This window comes from Streptomyces sp. NPDC024687 (assembly GCF_055559055.1).
In genome coordinates, this window is record NZ_JBVHLJ010000005.1 from 38,214 (window position 1) to 56,086 (window position 17,873).

The following is a 17,873-nucleotide window of genomic DNA, read 5'->3' on the forward strand; positions in this document are numbered from 1 at the left end:
CAGCAAAGATCAGGCCCCGAATCCTTAGACGGATCCGGGGCCGGTCGGGTTGTTCGGAGCGGCTTCGGGACAGGGGTTTCAGGACAGGAGTTTCGGGGAGTTTCGCCCCGGACTCCGGGCTTCTCAGGCTTCGGACGCCGCCTTCGCCGCGATGTCCGTCCGGTGCTGGGAACCGTCGAGGCGGATACGGCCCACGGCCCGGTAGGCGCGCTCGCGGGCCTCGGTGAGGTCCTTGCCGGACGCCGTGACCGACAGCACGCGGCCGCCGGCGCTGACGACGGCGTCGCCGTCCCGCCTGGTGCCGGCGTGCAGGACGTACGCGTGCGGGGCGTCCTGCTCGGCCACCTCGTCGAGGCCGGTGATCGGGTCGCCGGTGCGCGGGGTGGCCGGGTAGTTGTGGGAGGCGACGACCACGGTGACCGCGGCGTCCTCGCTCCAGCGCAGGGGCGGCAGGTCCTCGAGGTTGCCGCTCGCGGCGGCGAGCAGGACACCGGCCAGCGGGGTCTTGAGGCGGTTCAGCACGACCTGGGTCTCGGGGTCGCCGAAGCGGGCGTTGAACTCGATGACCCGCACGCCCCGGGAGGTGATCGCGAGACCGGCGTACAGCAGCCCGGAGAAGGGGGTGCCGCGGCGGCGCATCTCGTCGACGGTCGGCTGCAGAACCGTCTGCATGACCTCGTCCACCAGCTTCGGGTCGGCCCAGGGCAGCGGGGAGTACGCGCCCATGCCGCCGGTGTTCGGGCCCTCGTCGCCGTCGAGGGCGCGCTTGAAGTCCTGCGCGGGCTGCAGCGGGAGGACGGTGTCGCCGTCGGTGATGGCGAAGAGGGAGACCTCGGGGCCGTCGAGGAACTCCTCGATGACGACGCGGTCGCAGGCGTTCGCATGGGCCGTGGCGGCCTCGATGTCGCCGGTCACGACGACGCCCTTGCCCGCGGCGAGACCGTCGTCCTTGACGACGTAGGGGGCACCGAAGGCGTCGAGGGCCTCGGCGACCTCCTCGGGGGTCGTGCAGACGTAGGAGCGGGCGGTCGGGACTCCGGCCGCGGCCATGACGTCCTTGGCGAAGGCCTTGGAGCCCTCGAGCTGCGCGGCCTCCCCGGACGGGCCGAAGACCGGGATGCCCACCTCGCGCACGGCGTCGGCGACCCCCGCGACGAGCGGGGCCTCCGGGCCTACGACGACCAGGTCGGCGCCGAGTCGCTGGGCGAGCGCGGCCACCGCCCCGCCGTCGAGGGCGTCGACCGGGTGCAGCTCGGCGACCTCGGCGATACCGGCATTGCCGGGTGCGCAGTGCAGTGCGCTGACGTCGGGGTCGAGGGACAGGGAGCGGCACAGGGCGTGTTCGCGGGCGCCGTTACCGATGACGAGGACCTTCACGGGGCTCAGCCTAACGGGGTTTTTGTGCGGGCTTCCCAAGGGGCGGAGGGAGAGGAGCCGTAGGTTCCTCCAAGGTGCGGGCCCTCTTGCCCGCTCCTCCGCCGCCCCCTACTCGTTCGTGATCTCCTCCACCACGGTCGCCCCGAGCTCCCGCACGATCAGTTCGCGGCCCGAGAGTGCCGACTCGTTGAGGTCGGGGTCGTCGTCCTCGGGGATGTCGTCCTCGATGGAGACCGGCGGGGGTTCCGGCGCGGACCGCTGTGGGGAGGGGGCCTGGGTGGGGGCGGGCGTCTGTCTGGGCTGGGCCGCCTGGCCGGACGTCGGCTGGGGGGACGACGGCGGGGCCTGGGGGGCCGGGGCGCCGTAGCCTCCCGTGTTTCCGGTGCCGTAGCCGCCGGTGTTGCCGCCTCCGCCGTAGCCACCGCCGCCACCGCTGCCGTTGAAGCCGCCGGATGCCGGGGGTGCCGCGCCGCCGCCCGAGGGGTCGACGACGGCCTCGATCTTCCACTGGACGCTGAACTGCTCGGAGAGTGCCTGGCGCAGCACCTCCTCGCTGCCGCTGCTCGCGAAGTTGTCGCGGGCGCCGACGTTGACGAAGCCGAGCTGGAGGGTGGTGCCGTCGAAGCCGGCCACCTGGGCGTTCTGGCTGAGCAGGATCCAGGTGAAGCGGCGGCGGTTCTTGACCGCTTCCAGGATGTTGGGCCAGAGCTGGCGGGGGTCGAGGCCACCGGCCGGCGGGGCGTAGGAGGCCGGACCGGGTGCGGAGGCCGCGGGGGCGGGCTGGGCGGGCGCCGGGACCGCCGCGGGCCGGTGTGCCGCGGGCGCCTGGGGCTGGCCGCCGCCGGTCGCAGCCGGGGTGGGCCAGCCGCCGGGACGCCGTCCGCCGCCGAGGGGGGCGGCGGTGGGCCAGGCGCCGGGGGCGGGGGCCGTGGCGGACGGTTGCTGGTGGGTCGAGTGGGGTTGGTCGGAGTGTGGCTGGTCCGGGTGGGCGGCGGCGGGGGACGGGCCGGGCGGTGGACCGGCGGGAGCACCAGGGGCCTGGCCCGCGGGTGAGCCGTGCGCCTGACCGGCGGACGGGCCCGAGGGCGGACCGGCGGGGGCGGCCGCTGCGGCGAAGGACGCCGGGTCGGCCGTAGCGCCGGGGAAGCCGCCCGAGCCACCGGCTGCGCCGGGAGTGCCGCCGCCCTGTGCGCCACCGCCCTGGGTGCCGCTGCTGTCGTTGCCGCTGCCGGGCCCTGGGCCGCCGGGCGTACCCGCGCCGGAAGCCCGGACCGCCGCCCTGGCCGCGGCCGGACCGCTACCCGGCGGAACCGGAACCGCAGACGGAGTCGCAGCCGGAGCCGATGGCGGGACGGCGGCCGCCGAGTGGCCGGGGGCGGCTCCCCCGTGCACCTCCGGCCCCGGCCCCGGTACGTATCCCATCGCGGGGGCGCCGCCGCCGGCCGAGAAGTTCACGCCCCGCTCGATGCGGTCGAGGCGGGCCATGACCGAGCGCTCGTCCCCGTAGGACGCGGGGAGCAGCACGCGCGCGCAGATGAGTTCCAGCTGGAGGCGGGGCGAGTTGGCGCCGCGCATCTCCGTCAGGCCTTCGTTGACGAGGTCGGCGGCGCGGCTGAGCTCCGCCGCGCCGAAGGTGCCGGCCTGGGCCTGCATGCGCTCGATGACGTCGGCGGGCGCGTCGATGAGCCCCTTCTCGGCGGCATCCGGGACGGCGGCGAGGATGACCAGGTCCCGCAGCCGCTCCAGCAGGTCGGCGACGAAACGGCGCGGGTCGTTGCCACCCTCGATGACACGGTCGACGACCTCGAAGGCGGCGGCGCCGTCACCGGTGGCGAAGGCCTCGACGACGGAGTCCAGGAGGGAGCCGTCGGTGTAGCCGAGGAGGGAGGTGGCCATGGCATACGTCACACCCTCCTCCCGCGCACCGGCGAGCAGCTGGTCCATGACGGACATGGAGTCACGCACGGAGCCCTGGCCGGCCCGGACGACGAGGGGCAGGACACCTTCCTCGACGGGGATGTTCTCCTTGCCGCACACCTGGCCGAGGTATTCCCGCAGGGTGCCGGGCGGTACGAGCCGGAAGGGGTAGTGGTGGGTCCGCGACCGGATCGTCCCGATGACCTTCTCGGGCTCGGTGGTGGCGAAGATGAACTTGAGGTGCTCCGGGGGCTCCTCGACGACCTTCAGCAGCGCGTTGAACCCGGCCGACGTGACCATGTGGGCCTCGTCGATGATGTAGATCTTGTACCGGCTGCTCGCGGGCCCGAAGAAGGCCTTCTCGCGCAGCTCACGGGCGTCGTCCACGCCACCGTGGGAGGCGGCGTCGATCTCGATGACGTCGATGGAACCCGGGCCGTTCCTGGCCAGGTCCTGGCAGGACTGGCACGTGCCGCAGGGCGTGGGTGTGGGCCCCTGCTCGCAGTTCAGGCACCGGGCGAGGATGCGCGCGCTGGTCGTCTTGCCGCAGCCGCGCGGACCGCTGAACAGGTACGCGTGATTGACCCGGTTGTTCCGCAGCGCCTGCTGCAGCGGGTCGGTGACATGCTCCTGCCCGATGACCTCGGCGAAGGACTCCGGGCGATAGCGGCGGTACAACGCGAGAGACGACACGCTTACGAGGTTATAGGCGACCACTGACAACCCGACCCCGCGCGGGCACTCCGTCCAGGAACGCGAACGCCCCCCACGCACCCGCCAGAGCCAACCTACCCTTGCTGCCTTCCGGCCCTGGGGGAGTTCAGTCAGATAGCGCCGCGTGAGGGGCTGCCCAAACAGTACCCGATGGCAGGGGGTGGGAACGAGTTCGCGAGCACTCCTCAACGTCTTGTATTGTTTGCCGCGGAGGATTCGCCTAGAGGCCTAGGGCGCACGCTTGGAAAGCGTGTTGGGGGCAACCCCTCACGAGTTCGAATCTCGTATCCTCCGCCAGTGCCTCACCGGGCACGATGTCGAAGGGCCCCACCGTTCGCGGTGGGGCCCTTCGTCGTTGTCCGTCTCGTGCGCAAGGATGCGGGGGTGAGCCTCATGGACATGAGTGAGCGTGAGTACTGGGCCTTCGTGTCCGAGGGCCCCGAGACCTTCGTGGGTCAGGCCACACTCGCCCGCGTGGAAAGCTTCTTGATCGGCTACGACGCCCACGCTCGGCGGCACGGCGGACCCGGACTCGACGGCTGGCGGGACTGGCTGGTGGCCAGGCGCGGCCGGGAATGCCAACACGCTTGGATGGGTCTGGTCCGCCACATCGCCCTCCCCGATGAAAAGTGGGATCACTGGCAGCTCTCACCGGAGCAGGAAGAGCGTGTCATCACGGTTCTCTTCGCGCTGCTCGATGAGTTCCTCGCCGAGCGGGCAGAAGAGCCGCCCACGCTCTGAGCGTCACCGCGTGAAGCCGACGGCGCCGCTGTCACCGCCCGCAGGCGGCGAGCCCGCCCGCGAGGGTGGCGGCGGCGGTCGCCGCGGTGATGCCGCGTTTCAGGCTGTGTCGGGAGTGGTGAACGGGCTGGCTTCCTTGGAAGTTGAGCGAGCAAACCGAGACGCATCGGCCGCCTCGTACTCGGCCCGTCCTACCTGGAAGCCTGCCGACACCTGAGAGAACCGTCGCAGGATGGTAACGGCAGCGATAGTATCTCTATCGATACTATCTTCTGCGGGGGCATCGATATGCGTCGTTTCATCGGGCGGGACCGGGAGCTGGGGGTTCTTCGAAACGCCTTCCAGGCGGTTCAGGATGCCGTCGGGTCGCCGAAGCCAGGGCAGTGCATCCTTCTGCGCGGACGGCGACGGGTCGGCAAGTCCAGTCTCATCGAGGAGTTCCTCCGGCGCACCGAGGCCCCGAACCTCTTCTTCACCGCGGCGGGCGGTACCGCGGAGGACGAACTGACGGAACTGCTCGACGCCGTCCTCAGATCCACCCTGCCGGAGCGGGGGTTGTTCTCGGAGGAGACCCCCGACCAGTGGAACGCGGCGTTCAGGCTGCTGGCCGAGGTTCTGCCCGACGACAGCCCCAGTGTGGTCGTCATCGACGAGGTTCCGTATCTCATGGACCGCATCGACGCCTTCGAGGGCATGCTCCAGCGGGCGTGGGATCGCCTGCTCAGCCGCAAGCCCGTACTCCTTCTCCTGGTCGGCTCCGATCTGTCGATGATGGAGAGGCTGAACAGCTACGACCGCCCCTTCCACCAGCGGGGCCGGGAAATGGTCCTGGGGCCGCTGAACCCTGCCGACATCGGTGAGATGCTCGGGCTCGAGCCGGCAGCCGCCTTCGACGCCGCCCTGGTCACAGGCGGGCTCCCGCTGATCTGTGCGGAATGGCGGCCCGGAGCGGACGTCTGGGAGTTCCTCCGCGACTCGCTGGACAATCCGATCTCGGCGCTCCTGGTCTCCGCCGAGCGTTCGCTGGCCGCGGAGTTCCCACCGCAGGCGATGAGCCGGGAGGTCCTGCGGGCCATCGGATCCGGAGAGCGGACCTTCACCAACATCGCACGCGCGGCCGGCGGCATCGCCCACACCACGCTGACCCGAGCCACGGAGGTCCTGACGGAGAAACGGGTGGTAGCCGCCGAGCTACCGCTTGCCCTACGACCGTCGAAGGAACGTCGCTACCGAGTGGCCGACCCTTACCTGCGCTTCTGGCTCGCGTTTCTCGATCCCCACATGGCGGAGATCGAGCGAATGCGAGGGGATCTCACACTGAGCCGGATCAAGGAGCGGTGGACAAGCTGGCGTGGGCGCGCGATCGAACCCCTCGTCCGGGAATCCCTCGCCCGCCTCCTGCCGGACGCGGTCCTGCCCGCCGCCCCGGCGATCGGCGCGTACTGGACCCGCAGCAACGACGTCGAAATCGACCTGGTGGGTGCCGACCGGCAGCCGGTGGCCAAGGAGTTGCTCTTCCTCGGCTCGGTCAAGTGGCTCGAGAACTCCACGTTCGACAGCCACGACCTTGCCGCGCTGCAGAAGCACCGGGCGGCGGTCACCGACGAGCCCGTGCCGCTCGTGGCGGTCTCCCGCAACGGAGTGAGCTGTTCAGGGCTCCAGGCGGCGTACGGCCCCGAGGAACTGCTCAGTGCCTGGCGCAGAGCATAAGCAGTTGCCGAAATCCCTGTCGTCCTAGCCGCCGCCGCGCTCGCCGCCGCGGCCGGACTCGCCACCGCCGCCCCGGCCGGGGCCCTGACCCCCACGGTGACCCAGCAGAGCACGCTGTACGCGTGGATCGACGGCTGGGGCGGTGGCACGGTCACCAGCAACCCGGCCGGGATCAGCTGCCACACCACGGCCTACGACCCGTACAGCGAGGAGCCACCCCCGGTGAACTCGACCGGTCCGTGCGAAGCGCGCTTCCCGGTCGGTACGACCGTCACCTTCACCGCCAAGCCCGACCCGGGCTCCGGCCTCAACCAAGGACCCGATCCGGCCTCCCTGACCGTGCGGTCCGGCTACAACTCGGTGTGGGCCATGTTCTGCCCCGACGGACGGTCTCTGCTCCGCCGGATGACACCTGGGCCCCCAAGGCCCGCCCGGCTCAGTGCACCGACAACCCACCGTCCACAAAGATCGACTGACCCGTGACATAGGCCGAGGCCCGGCTCGCCAGGAACACCGCCGCGCCCGCGAAGTCCTCCGGGACGCCGTTGCGGCCGGTCATCGTGCGGGCGGCCAGGGACGCGACCTGTTCCGGGTCGTCGGCGAGGCGGGAGTTGAGGGGGGTCAGGACGAAGCCGGGAACGAGGGTGTTGCAGGTGACGCCGTGCGGGGACCAGGCCTCGGCCTGGGAGCGGGCCAGGGACTCCAGGCCGCCCTTGGAGACGCCGTAGGCGCCGCTGCTGACGAAGGCGCGGTGCGCCTGTTGGGACGTGATGTGGATGATCCGGCCGAAGCCGCGCTCGGCCATGCCGGGGCCGAAGCGCTGGCCCAGGAGGTAGGGGGCCTCCAGGTTGACCGCCATGGTGGTGTCCCACACGTCGTCGGTGAGCTCGGTCATCGGTGGACGCAGGTTGATTCCCGCGGAGTTGACCAGGATGTCCGGTTCACCGAACAGCGCGGCCGCTGCCTCCGCCGCCGTACGGACACCCTCCCTCGTGCTCAAGTCGCCGCTCACCCAGGCCGCCCGGCAGCCGTCGGACCGCAACTCCTCGACCGTCGAGGTCAGTTCGGACTCCCTGCGGGCGACGATCACCACGCTCGCCCCCGCCCGCGCCAACGCCCCCGCGATCGCCCTGCCGATGCCCGAGCTCCCGCCCGTCACCAGTGCCACCCGGCCGTCCAGCGAGAAGAGTTGGGAGAGATACGCCTGGGAAGTCATGGCCGCACCCTAAGGCGGTACCCGGTCCCCCATGACCCGCATTCTCGTCGGCACGTGCTCCTGGACCGATCCCGCGCTCGTCCGCAGCGGCTGGTACCCGCCGGGGCGGCGGGACGCCGAGGGGCGGTTGCGGTACTACGCCGAGCGGTTACCGGTGGTGGAGGTGGACGGCACGTTCTACGCCCTGCCCAGCGAGCGCAACAGCCGTCTGTGGGCGGAGCGTACGCCCGCCGGGTTCGTGTTCGACGTGAAGGCGTACGCCTCGCTCACCGGGCATCCGGCGAAGCAGACCGCCCTCGTGGACGTCCCCCTGGACGAGGTGTGGGCGCGGTTCGCCGCCGGGATCGAGCCGTTGCGGGAGGCCGGACGGCTCGGCGGGGTGCTGTTCCAGTTCCCGCCGTGGCTGCGGCCAGGGGCGCGGGCGGAGCGGTTCCTGGAGGAGACCGCGGAACGGACCGCCGGGTGGCCCGTCCATGTGGAGTTCCGGCATCCGTCCTGGTGGGAGGAGGGGCAGCAGGACTTCACCTGCGCGCTGCTCGGCAAGTACGACTTCGCCGCCGTGGCCGTGGACATGCGCCAGGGACTGCCCGCTTCCCTGCCGCCGGTCACCCCCGTCACCGCGCCCCGGCTGTCCGTGGTGCGCTTCCACGGGCGCAGCTCCTCCTGGGGCCGCGGTAGCAAGGAGGAGCGTTTCCGGTACGACTACACGCGCGCCGAACTCGCCGAGTGGGTACCGCGGTTGCGCGCACTGGCCGAGCGGTCCGACGAGCTCCACGTCCTGTTCAACAACTGCTGCGGAGCGGCCGCCGTGCACGCCGCCGAGACCATGGCGGACCTGCTCAGCGCACGATCCTCACCGTCTTCGTCACGCTGATCTGGTCGACGTCGGAGACCCTGATCGTCGCCTTCATCCGCCAGTCGCCCGCGAGGGGGAGGGTGAGGTCGTTCGTGCCCCAGTAGCCGCCCATGTTCTTCAGGCCGGCGTCGATCGGGCCGATCTCCTTGGCCGGGAGGGTGAACGACAGCCGCAGTTCGGGGACGGTGGCGAGGCCGCCGTCGGCCGCGTAGACGATGGCCTGGACCGAGTTTTCGCCGGTGCGGCCCGGGTCGAGGGTGATCTGCACCTTGCCCGTGGCGCCGCCCACCGCGAAGGGGACATTGGTCAGGGACGCGGCGGGCAGTCCGCCCTCGGCCGGTCCCGCCTCGGCCGCCTCGGCCTGCGCCCGCCCGGGCAGCGTGCCGCTCAGCACGGTGCTCAGCACCAGGACCACGACCCCGACGGCCACTTCGGCGAGCACGGAACGACGCAGTCCGTGCCGGTAGGCCGGTGCGGCCGGCGCCACGGGTGTGGCCGGGCCTGGGCTGACGGGGCCCGGTGCCGAGACCGACGGCGGCCCGTCCACCCACGCCGACTCCACGCCGGCCGGGGCCCCGTCCGTCACCGCCTCCGCGGTGCTCGACGAACCCCCCACCCGCTCCGGCACCCTTTCCCGTACGAACGCCTCCGCCTCCGGCTCCCGCTCCCGCTCGGTCGTGATCGTCATCAGCCGTCCCGTCCACCGTCGCGACAGCCGTGCCGCCGCCAGCAGCAGCGTCACCGCGAGGAGCTTGAGGACGAGCAGGTGGCCGTACGTCGTGCCGGTGATCGCGCTCCAGGAGCCGAGGCCGCGCCAGGACTGGTAGACGCCGGTGCCGACGAGGACGGTCACGGAGGCGAAGGCCAGCCGCGAGAAACGGGCGACGACGACGGCCGGGACGTGTGACGAGGCCCGGTACAGCGTGGTGAGCAGGGCCGCGAGACCGCCCAGCCAGACGGCCATCGCCAGCACGTGCAGCACCGCGGACGTCATCGCCACCGGGACCTGGATCCCGGCGGACGCGTGTTCGGCGGCGGCCCAGGTCAGCGCGAGACCCACGGCGAGCGCGCCGCCCACCGCCTGCCATGCGCGGGGCAGCCTCGACTCGCCGAGCCGCAGCAGTCGTACGACGAAGAAGTACCCGATGAGCAGCAGCGCCAGGCGGATGAGCAGGGCCTCGCCGGGGCGGGTGGTCAGGGTGCGTTCGAAGGCCTTCAGTGAGAACGCGGACGTCGGGCCCGCCCCGGACTCGTACGGCGCCCGCAGCACCAGCAGGAACACGGTCGAGCCGAGCAGGGTGCCCCAGCCCGCCCACAGGAGCCGGCGCAGCGTGGACGGCTCCGGGGGGCGGCAGGCGGTGAGGAAGACGGCGGTGCCGATGAGCAGGGCCACGGCGAGGTAGGCCAGGTAGCGGCCCATGTTGAAGAGGCTCTCCGTGGCCGGGTTCTCGGTCGGGCCGGTGTTCACGAACACGGTGGCCGGGGAGGGCTTGCCGACCGAGAAGGTGAAGGCGCCGGACACCGGGTGGCTGTCGGCCGAGACCACCCGCCACGCCACCGTGTAGGTGCCCTGGGCGAGTTTCGCGGGCAGGGAGACACGGGCCGTGTCCGAGCCGCCCGCGCCGTGTCCGGCGTCACCGGTCTTCAGGCGCTTGCCGTCCGGGTCCAGCACCCGGAAGGAGTCGTCGAGCAGACCGACCGACTCGGTGAAGGTCAGGGTGATGTCACGGGGGGCGGACTTGAGGACGCTTCCGTCCTCGGGGTCCGTGGCCCTGAGGGCCGCGTGGGCCGACGCGGCCCCGGCACCGCCGAAGAGGAGCAGGACCAGCACGGCGCCCAGCAGCACCAGCCCTTGAAGTCCTCGCCTTCGCCGGCCTGCGCTGCTGCCTGCACGCTCACACCTCACGTCACTACTCCGTACCTGGGCTCGCGGTCTTCCCGACATGTACGGACGCGGACCGCCGAGCGCTCACCACGTCGGCCGGGCGGACACCCCGCCGTCCACCACCAGGTCGTGCCCGGTGACCCAGGACGCGAGCGGGGAGGCGAGGAACACGCACGCGTCGGCCACGTCCTCGGGGCGCCCGAGCCTGCCCAGGGGCGCCTTCCGCACCCACCGCTCCACCCCCTCCGGCCAGGCCTCCGCCAGCCCGTCCCGGTCGATCAGCCCGGGCGAGACCGTGTTCACGCGGATGCCGTGCGGGCCGTACTCCAGGGCCGCCGACCGCGCGTGCATCACGACGGCGGCCTTGGAGGCGGAGTAGGGGGCGTGCCCGGGAGCGGGGTGGCTCGCCTCGATGGACGCGATGTGGGTCACGGATCCGCCCGGCCCCATGACCTCGGCCGCCGCCTGCGTACACGCGAAGACGCCGGTGAGGTTGGTGTCCACGACGGCCCGCCACTGCACGGCCGTCATCCCGGGCAGCGGCCGCGTGGGCTGCACACCCGCGTTGTTGACCAGGGCGGTCAGTCCCCCGCCCCATTCCGCCGCCTCCCGGACCAGCCGGTGGCACGCGTCCTCGTCCCGCAGATCCGCTTCCAGTACGACGGCCCGGGCGCCGAAGTCCTCGATCCGGGCCGCCACTTCACGGGCCGCCGAAGCCGCCGTCCGGAAATGGACCGCGACCGCGACCGCGCCCTGCTCGGCGAACCGCAGCGCGATGCCCCGCCCGATGCCACCGCCGGCGCCCGTGACCAGGGCGACCTGGCCCTCCAGGAGTCTCATGGGCGGCACAGTCCCGCGATCCGCTCGGCCTCGGACGGGTAACGCGCCGTCAGTTCGGCCGGGTCGCCGTGCTCGTAGTCCTCGTAGGTGAAGCCGGGGGCCATGGTGCAGCCGAAGAAGGTCCACGCGCCGCGGGTGCGGGCCCCCATCCAGGTGCCCGCGGGCACGGTCAGCTGGGGGTGCTGGCCGTCGCGTATGTCGGGGCCCAGGACGGCGGTGGTCGCCGTGCCGTCCGGGGCCAGGAGCAGGAGGTCCAGAGGGTCGCCGAGGTAGTGGTGCCAGATCTCGTCGCTGGGCAGGCGGTGCAGGGCGGAGTAGTCGTCCGAGGTCAGCAGGGCGACGATCGCCGTGCCGTGGGGCCTTCCGTCGGCGCGCTCCTGCCCCGCCCAGGTCTGCCGGAACAGCCCGCCCTCACGGGGGATCGGTTCCAGGCTGTAGTGGGCGACGAGGTCGTCAGGCGTCACCCGGAAAGGCTACCTCCCTTGTCAGGAAGGCCAGTTGGGCGTGCTTCTCCGGCAGATGCACATCAGGGATGTCGATCTCCGGCAGCACGACCATGTCTCCGGCCACGAACCCCTGCTTCAGGAAACGGGCGATCGCCTTCTCGTTGCGCACGTCCGGATCGACCACGACCCGCCGCCGGTCCAGGCCCAGCAGCACGTACGAGGCGACGGCACCCAGCAGCGCCGACGACCAGCCGGTCCGGGTGCCCCCCGACGTGGCGGGCGCGAGCAGCAGGTGGACGCCGATGTCGCCCGGGCGGACCTCGTAGCACTCGCTGACCCGGTCGGCCTCGGGCTCGTAGGTCTGCAGGAGCCCGACCGGTTCGCCGTCCCTCTCCAGGAGATACGCATGGTGGGTGTCGAGGGTGTCCACATGGGCGTAGACCTCGGCCACTTGCTCTTGCGAGAGGCCGTTCATGCCCCAGAACGCGGCGCGCTCCTCGCGCACCCAGGCGTGCACGGTCGCCGCGTCGGCGTGCGGGTCGAGCCGCAGGATGCGCACGGTGCCGAAGCCGTCCACGCGCTGGGTGTGGACCGCCTCACGGGTGGGGATGTCGGACATCGCTCTCCTCAGTCTTCCTTCGTCAGGTGCTGCCGGTCGGTGACGACCGGGACGAGATCCCCTTTGAGCCACAAGGGGAGTTGGTCACGGTGATGCGCTGAGCCGGGGACACCGGACGCGCCGAGCGGGACCACCCAGAGGCTGTCCTCGCGGCGGGCCAGGTCCCAGACGTAACGCGCGGCCGGGCCGCGCGCGGCGAGGTCGGTGAGCCCGGGGACCGCCGAGGTGCACAGCACGCAGTCGTGGTCGCCGGAGAGGGCGGGGGCCAGCGCGGCGGCGTCCCCGTCACTGTGGCTGTCGCTGTCGCTGTCGCTCTCGGGGAGTGCCTGCCAGGCGGCGAGGCGATGGGTGTCGCCCCAAGTGCCCGGCAGCGGCTCGGCGGCCACTTCCTCCACGGCGGCCCGCACGATTCCGGCCCGGTCGATGCCGTACAACTCCTCGGCGCGCAGGAGGTGTTCGAGCGCGAAGGCGATACGCGGGACGAGACCGAGCCAGGGGAGGAGGACGTCGGGGTAGGCGGGCGGGTCCGCCAGGGCCGCGAACGCGGGGTGCGCGGCGAGCCGTCGTACGACCGCGCCGCGTACGGCGGCGTACAGGGCGGCCTCCGTGCTGTTCGCGGTCATGCGGCGATCCCAGCGGAGAATCGTTTCCCTCGCGGTCATGGCCTCGGGGCTCAGGCCGTCGAGAGCCTCGATGTGGTCCAGCAGGGGCTGTGCCGAGCCGAGATGGGTGTCCATGTGGATCAGGGGCATGTCGGCGGCCGACCACCGCTCCTTCTCCGCCAGCAGGGCGGTGATGCGGTTCGCCCGGTGGGGCGGGGCGAACTCGACGCCGAGCGGGGTGGCGGGGCCGCGCTGGTTGGCCATCACTGCGATGCCGTCGGTGAGACCGGCGCGGGGGGTGTCGTGCCAACCCTGCCAGTCGTGGCCGGGCTCCCAGGCGGGGACGGGGTGCAGCCGGTTGGCCTCCGCACGCACGGGGACCCTTCCGGCGACCCGGTGCAGCAGTCCGCCCTCGGTGTCGGCTGCCTGGACGACGTTCACGGGCTCGGCCCACAGGTCGAACGCCCGGTCCACGTCGGCGGTGCGGCGGGCCCGGAGCAGGGGGAGCAGGGCGCTGAAGCCGAGATCCTCGGTGACCCGGGGCGGGTAGCGGAGGGAGAGGGCCACGGGCGTGCCGGGGAAGCCCGGCAGCTCCCCCTCCGGCACCTCCCCGTCCAGCCCTTCCGGCACTACCCCGTCCAGCCCTTCCGGGCCCCCCGCGATCACCGGTCCCCGCCCGGTCTCGATCACCTCGATCTCGACCGGGGACTCGCCCGCCACCTCGACCGTCTCGGTGTGCCGGGTGGCACGGTGCCAGACGCCGTCCGGGCCGAGGGCCTCCACCCCGGCCCCCGTGCGGCGCAGTCGCTCCCGGTACAGGTCCTGGTAGTCGGCCATGGCGTTGGTGATGGACCAGGCGACCGTGCCGGTGTGGCCGAAGTGGGCGATGCCGGGAACGCCGGGGACGGCGAGACCGATGACGTCGAACTCGGGGCAGGCCAGGTGGATCTGCTGGTAGACACCGGGGTCCTCGATGTACCGGTGGGGGTCGCCCGCGAGGACGGCATGCCCGGTGGTGGTGCGGGCGCCGGCGACCAGCCAGCCGTTGCTGCCGGAGGTTCCCGGGCCGTCGGCGGCGAAGAGACCGACCGCGTCCGGGCCCAGGTGCCGTATCGCCTGGTCCCGCCAGAGCTTGGCGGGGAAGCCGGCGAAGAGGATGTGGGTGGCGAGCCAGACGCCGAGCGGGGTCCACGGCTCCCACCGCCCGGGGGCGAGGCCGACACGGGCGAACTCGGGGACGGAGGCGCCCGGCAGCTCCTCGTTCACGCCGTCGACGTACGCCCGCACCCAGTCGGCCGTCTCCGGGTCCCGTCTCTCCAGGGCCCCGAAGCAGCGTCTCGCCGTGTCGTCCAGGCGGGCCCGTCTCGCGAGGGTGTCCCAGGACAGGGCCCCGGCACCGAGGAAGGCGGCCGAGGTGCCCTGCGCGCGATGCCGTTCGACCTCCAGCTGCCAGGCACGGTCGCGGGCGGTGACCTGCCCCTGGGCGCGGGCGAGTTCACGCGCGCTGCCCGCGCGGAGATGGGGGATCCCCCAGGCGTCGCGGTAGATCTCGATGCTCACCCTCAACCCGCTTCTCTTTAAGTTAGGCTAACCTAAGTTGTCTTGGTGGGGGAATCGTACGCGAAGGGTGCAAAGACCATGGGGCAGGGGCACGGCTGGGAGGGAGCGGTCCTGCGGCTGCTGCGCGCGAAGGACTTCGTGTTCACCGTGACCGGCGCCGAGGACGTCACCGACGCGTACCGGCGGGTGCATCTCACCGACGGCGGGATGCTGGCGGCCACCGGCGTCCACCCGACGATGTGGGTCCGCCTGTGGTTCGCCGCGGCGGGCAAGCCGCACCAGCGCGCCTACACCCTGGTCGACCCGGACCCCGCGGCGGGCACCTTCACGCTGGAGTTCGCTCTTCACGACGGCGTCGCCAGCGACTGGGCCCGCGCCGCGAAGCCCGGCGACACCGTCGAGGCCACCGTCCACGGCACCGGCTTCGACCGCCCCGACCCCGAGCCCACGCACGTCTTCGCCTTCGGCGACCCGGCCTCCCTGCCCGCCCTCAACTCCCTCCTCGGCGCCCTGGACTCCTGCCCCGCGACCGTCTGGTTCGAAGGCGGCGACGAGGGCCTCCCCTTCCGCACCGACCCGTCCCGCCACGAGGTCCGCCGGGTGCTGCGCCTCGATTCCGGGGCCCACCTGGTCTCCCAGGCGAAGGCGGACCTGCCCAGCCTCCTGGAGAACCACCCGGACGCGTACGTCTGGATCGCCTGCGACACGGCGACGACCCGGACCCTGTCGTCGTACGTCCGCAAGGAGCTGGGCGTGCCGAAGCAGCGGGTGCACGCGCTCGGCTACTGGCGGGAGCTGCCGGCCGGCTCCCGGTAGAGGCGCGCTGCCGGCGGGGGCATGATCGGGGACATGGACGTCACCCTTCACCTCGCCCAGGACCCCGAGGCCGACGAACTCCTCGGCCGCTCACCGCTCGCCGCGCTGGTCGGGATGCTGCTGGACCAGCAGGTTCCGATGGAGTGGGCGTTCAAGGGCCCCCGCACCATCGCGGACCGGCTCGGCGCGAGCGACCTCGACGCGCACGACATCGCCGCGCAGGACCCGGAGGCGTTCGTCGCGCTGCTCTCCGAGAAGCCGGCCGTGCACCGCTACCCGGGCTCGATGGCCAAGCGGATCCAGCAGCTGTGCCAGTACCTGGTCGAGCACTACGACGGTCGGGCCGAGCTGGTGTGGAAGGGCGTGGCCGACGGCCGTGAGCTGCTGCGCCGCCTGGAGGAACTGCCGGGGTTCGGGAAGCAGAAGGCGCAGATCTTCCTGGCGCTGCTGGGCAAGCAGCTGGGCGTCCGGCCGACGGGCTGGCGGGAGGCCGCGGGCGCGTACGGCGAGCCGAAGTCCTTCCGGTCCGTCGCCGACATCACCGGTCCCGAGTCGCTGACGAAGGTCCGCGCGCACAAGCAGGAGATGAAGGCGGCGGCGAAGGCGGCGAAGGCGGCCGAGAAGTCCTAGTCAGCCGGGTGGCCCGCCCCGGGTGACCGCGCGGTGCACGGCGGTCCCAGCATGGACCATGACCGAGTTCGACGACCGCTCCGACGATCGCTCCGACGACCGCAAGGTCCACGCGGGCCACCCGCCGGGCGCCTCGCCGGGCACTTCGCCGCACGCGCCCGAACCGCCCTTCGAGGGCCCCCCTGCACGCCCTCTCCCGGGCGGCCTGGCAGGTCGTCCTGCTGACCGGCATCGCCTCCCTGGTCCTGGGCGTCCTGGTCCTGGTCTGGCCCGACGCCTCGCTGCTCGCCGTCGGTGTCCTCTTCGGCGTGTACCTCCTGATCAGCGGCGTCTTCCAGCTCGTCGCGGCCTTCGGCACCCACAGGACGACAGCCCTGCGCGTCCTGGCGTTCATCAGCGGCACCCTCTCCATCCTCCTGGGCCTGTTCTGTCTGCGCGGCCCGATGCGGTCGATCCTGCTGCTCGCCCTGTGGATCGGGATCGGCTGGCTGATCCGCGGCATCACCCAGACCCTGGCCGCCGCGTCCGACCGTTCCATGCCGGCCCGCGGCTGGCACATCCTCCTGGGGGTGCTCACCTTCGTCGCCGGGATCGTGCTGATCGACTCCCCCTTCGAGTCGGTGGCCGTCCTCACCCTGGTCGGCGGCATCTGGCTGGCCGTCGTCGGAGTCGTGGAGATCATCACCGCGCTCAGCATCCGCACCCGGACCCGCGAGGTACCGATCACACTGTGACGGGCCGGGCCGGCCCCTGCCGCGGACGGGCGGGACCCGGGCCCCCGACACGCACGCCGCGAGGACCGGCGGGGACGGCCCTTGACCTACTCCACAGGCGGGCCCACCGGCACGACCGGGCCGATCCCATGGCCGAGGTGATGCCGACGCACACCGGACAGCGACCGGCAGGCGCCACACCGGCGCCCCACCCGCCAGCGCACCACCACGACTGGGCCGAACCGAGGGACGAAGTGATGCGAGCCGCACACGGGACGGCGACCGGCAAGCGCCACGCCGACCGGCAGGCGCCACGCCGACGCCCTCGACACACCACCGCCCCCGCCGGGCGGAACCAACGGGCGAAGTGATGCGAGCCGCACACCGGACGCAACCGGCAGGAGCCACGCCGATGCCCTAGACACACCACCGCCCCCGCCCCACGACCCCACCCGCAGGCGCATCACCACGACCGGGTGGATCGCACGCCCGAGCAGGGCGCACCGGCCGGCTACCGGCCGGTGGTACCACCGCCTGCTCAGCCACCACCCCGGCCCGGCAGCCGCATTGCCACGGCCTGGCCGATCCCAGCCTGAGATGACCGACGCACACCGGACGGCCTCAGCTGCCTGAATCGGCGTCCCGCGCGCGGGACGACCCTGCGGGCGCCACCCGACCGTTCTCGGCACGCCACCACCGCGCCGCCGGCAGGGGCACCCCCTCGCTTGCTGCACCCGGGTGAATCCCCTGGCCGAAGTGATGAAGGGGGCGTGCCGGAGGGGGAGACGAGGTGTGTGAGTTCCGTACGACGCCCCCCGCGCAGCCGCGACTGGCTGCGGGCGCTCGTGCTGTTGCTCGCGCTGCTGGTTCCCGGCGCACATCTGCAGGCGCAGGCGATGCCGACCGTCCCGGCCGGGGAGCTCGTCGAGTACGACGTCCTCGACACGGCCCTGCGGCCACCGGCCAGGATCGTCCACCGTGCGGTCGTACCTCTGAGGCCGGTTCCCTGGCCCGAGGCGGCCCCCGGGGTGCCGGCGGACCGTCCCCTCCCGGCGGCCCCGCGACCGCCGCACGCCCTGCCCGCCCTGCGTTCCGTGGTCCTGCGCTGCTGACAGAGCCCGCTTCCGACAGGTCTGTTCAGCACTCACGCGAGGAACACCGCCATGCCCGTCGACCCTTACGCGGTCCTGCGCGCCCTGCTGCGCGCGGAGGCCGCCCGCAGTGCGCCGAA

The 17,873-nt window shown here is 72.5% G+C and carries 15 protein-coding genes, 1 tRNA gene, 1 other RNA gene and 1 pseudogene; 9 read left to right on the plus strand and 9 right to left on the minus strand.

The genetic code is table 11. The features are described 5' to 3' along the window. Nucleotides 1-123: 123 nt before the first annotated feature. From purD to ffs, 3 genes are all read right to left on the minus strand, one after another. Nucleotides 124-1,377, minus strand: a complete 1,254-nt coding sequence (purD, locus tag ACZ39I_RS20265) for a phosphoribosylamine--glycine ligase (protein ID WP_467245741.1) — start codon at nucleotides 1,375-1,377, stop codon at nucleotides 124-126. A 108-nt stretch (nucleotides 1,378-1,485) separates the two neighbouring features. Beyond that, nucleotides 1,486-3,987: a DNA polymerase III subunit gamma and tau gene (locus ACZ39I_RS20270; RefSeq protein WP_467245742.1), complete on the minus strand. Its 2,502-nt coding sequence runs from the start codon at nucleotides 3,985-3,987 to the stop codon at nucleotides 1,486-1,488. Nucleotides 3,988-4,046: 59 nt separating this feature from the next. Then, nucleotides 4,047-4,145, minus strand: an RNA gene (gene ffs, locus ACZ39I_RS20275) — signal recognition particle sRNA small type. A gap of 72 nt (nucleotides 4,146-4,217) precedes the next feature. On the opposite strand from ffs, the gene ACZ39I_RS20280 reads away from it, so the two are divergent. The 4 genes from ACZ39I_RS20280 (at nucleotide 4,218) to ACZ39I_RS20295 (ending at nucleotide 6,942) form a co-directional block, all read left to right on the plus strand. Further along, nucleotides 4,218-4,305, plus strand: a tRNA-Ser gene (locus ACZ39I_RS20280). A 96-nt stretch (nucleotides 4,306-4,401) separates the two neighbouring features. Further along, a complete protein-coding gene (locus ACZ39I_RS20285; RefSeq protein WP_467246249.1) occupies nucleotides 4,402-4,749 on the plus strand; it encodes a hypothetical protein in 348 nt (115 codons plus the stop codon). A gap of 288 nt (nucleotides 4,750-5,037) precedes the next feature. Beyond that, nucleotides 5,038-6,459 carry an ATP-binding protein gene (locus ACZ39I_RS20290; protein ID WP_467245743.1) on the plus strand — a complete coding sequence of 474 codons (1,422 nt, stop codon included), beginning with the start codon at nucleotides 5,038-5,040 and terminating at the stop codon, nucleotides 6,457-6,459. A gap of 96 nt (nucleotides 6,460-6,555) precedes the next feature. Continuing rightward, the gene (locus tag ACZ39I_RS20295) at nucleotides 6,556-6,942 is read left to right on the plus strand and encodes a hypothetical protein (RefSeq protein ID WP_467245744.1); all 387 of its coding nucleotides are present in this window, start codon (nucleotides 6,556-6,558) and stop codon (nucleotides 6,940-6,942) included. Here the strand turns inward: ACZ39I_RS20295 and ACZ39I_RS20300 are convergent. Then, complete coding sequence (locus ACZ39I_RS20300) at nucleotides 6,896-7,675, minus strand: SDR family NAD(P)-dependent oxidoreductase (protein WP_467245745.1); 780 nt, start codon at nucleotides 7,673-7,675, stop codon at nucleotides 6,896-6,898. The two genes, ACZ39I_RS20295 and ACZ39I_RS20300, sit on opposite strands and share 47 nt — an antisense overlap. A gap of 31 nt (nucleotides 7,676-7,706) precedes the next feature. Between ACZ39I_RS20300 and ACZ39I_RS20305 the strand changes: the two genes are divergently transcribed. After that, nucleotides 7,707-8,549, plus strand: a complete 843-nt coding sequence (locus ACZ39I_RS20305) for a DUF72 domain-containing protein (RefSeq protein WP_467245747.1) — start codon at nucleotides 7,707-7,709, stop codon at nucleotides 8,547-8,549. On the opposite strand, the gene ACZ39I_RS20310 is transcribed toward ACZ39I_RS20305, so the two are convergent. The 5 genes from ACZ39I_RS20310 to ACZ39I_RS20330 form a co-directional block, all read right to left on the minus strand. Next, nucleotides 8,515-10,377, minus strand: a complete 1,863-nt coding sequence (locus ACZ39I_RS20310) for a copper resistance CopC/CopD family protein (protein WP_467245748.1) — start codon at nucleotides 10,375-10,377, stop codon at nucleotides 8,515-8,517. The two genes, ACZ39I_RS20305 and ACZ39I_RS20310, sit on opposite strands and share 35 nt — an antisense overlap. A gap of 123 nt (nucleotides 10,378-10,500) precedes the next feature. Then, the gene (locus ACZ39I_RS20315) at nucleotides 10,501-11,256 is read right to left on the minus strand and encodes an SDR family NAD(P)-dependent oxidoreductase (RefSeq protein WP_467245749.1); all 756 of its coding nucleotides are present in this window, start codon (nucleotides 11,254-11,256) and stop codon (nucleotides 10,501-10,503) included. Beyond that, a complete protein-coding gene (locus tag ACZ39I_RS20320; protein WP_467245750.1) occupies nucleotides 11,253-11,720 on the minus strand; it encodes a cupin domain-containing protein in 468 nt (155 codons plus the stop codon). Before ACZ39I_RS20320 ends, ACZ39I_RS20315 begins: the two co-directional genes overlap by 4 nt. Further along, complete coding sequence (locus ACZ39I_RS20325; RefSeq protein WP_467245751.1) at nucleotides 11,710-12,321, minus strand: GNAT family N-acetyltransferase; 612 nt, start codon at nucleotides 12,319-12,321, stop codon at nucleotides 11,710-11,712. Before ACZ39I_RS20325 ends, ACZ39I_RS20320 begins: the two co-directional genes overlap by 11 nt. Before the next feature lie 8 nt (nucleotides 12,322-12,329). Further along, the gene (locus ACZ39I_RS20330) at nucleotides 12,330-14,483 is read right to left on the minus strand and encodes a penicillin acylase family protein (RefSeq protein WP_467245752.1); all 2,154 of its coding nucleotides are present in this window, start codon (nucleotides 14,481-14,483) and stop codon (nucleotides 12,330-12,332) included. 78 nt (nucleotides 14,484-14,561) lie between these two features. On the opposite strand from ACZ39I_RS20330, the gene ACZ39I_RS20335 reads away from it, so the two are divergent. The 4 genes and pseudogenes from ACZ39I_RS20335 (at nucleotide 14,562) to ACZ39I_RS20350 (ending at nucleotide 17,754) form a co-directional block, all read left to right on the plus strand. Next, the gene (locus tag ACZ39I_RS20335) at nucleotides 14,562-15,299 is read left to right on the plus strand and encodes a siderophore-interacting protein (protein ID WP_467245753.1); all 738 of its coding nucleotides are present in this window, start codon (nucleotides 14,562-14,564) and stop codon (nucleotides 15,297-15,299) included. Between the two features lie 33 nt (nucleotides 15,300-15,332). Then, nucleotides 15,333-15,929, plus strand: a complete 597-nt coding sequence (locus ACZ39I_RS20340) for an HhH-GPD-type base excision DNA repair protein (RefSeq protein WP_467245754.1) — start codon at nucleotides 15,333-15,335, stop codon at nucleotides 15,927-15,929. 58 nt (nucleotides 15,930-15,987) lie between these two features. Further along, nucleotides 15,988-16,663, plus strand: a pseudogene (locus ACZ39I_RS20345) (HdeD family acid-resistance protein). A gap of 773 nt (nucleotides 16,664-17,436) precedes the next feature. Further along, a complete protein-coding gene (locus tag ACZ39I_RS20350) occupies nucleotides 17,437-17,754 on the plus strand; it encodes a hypothetical protein (RefSeq protein WP_467245755.1) in 318 nt (105 codons plus the stop codon). Nucleotides 17,755-17,873: the final 119 nt, after the last annotated feature.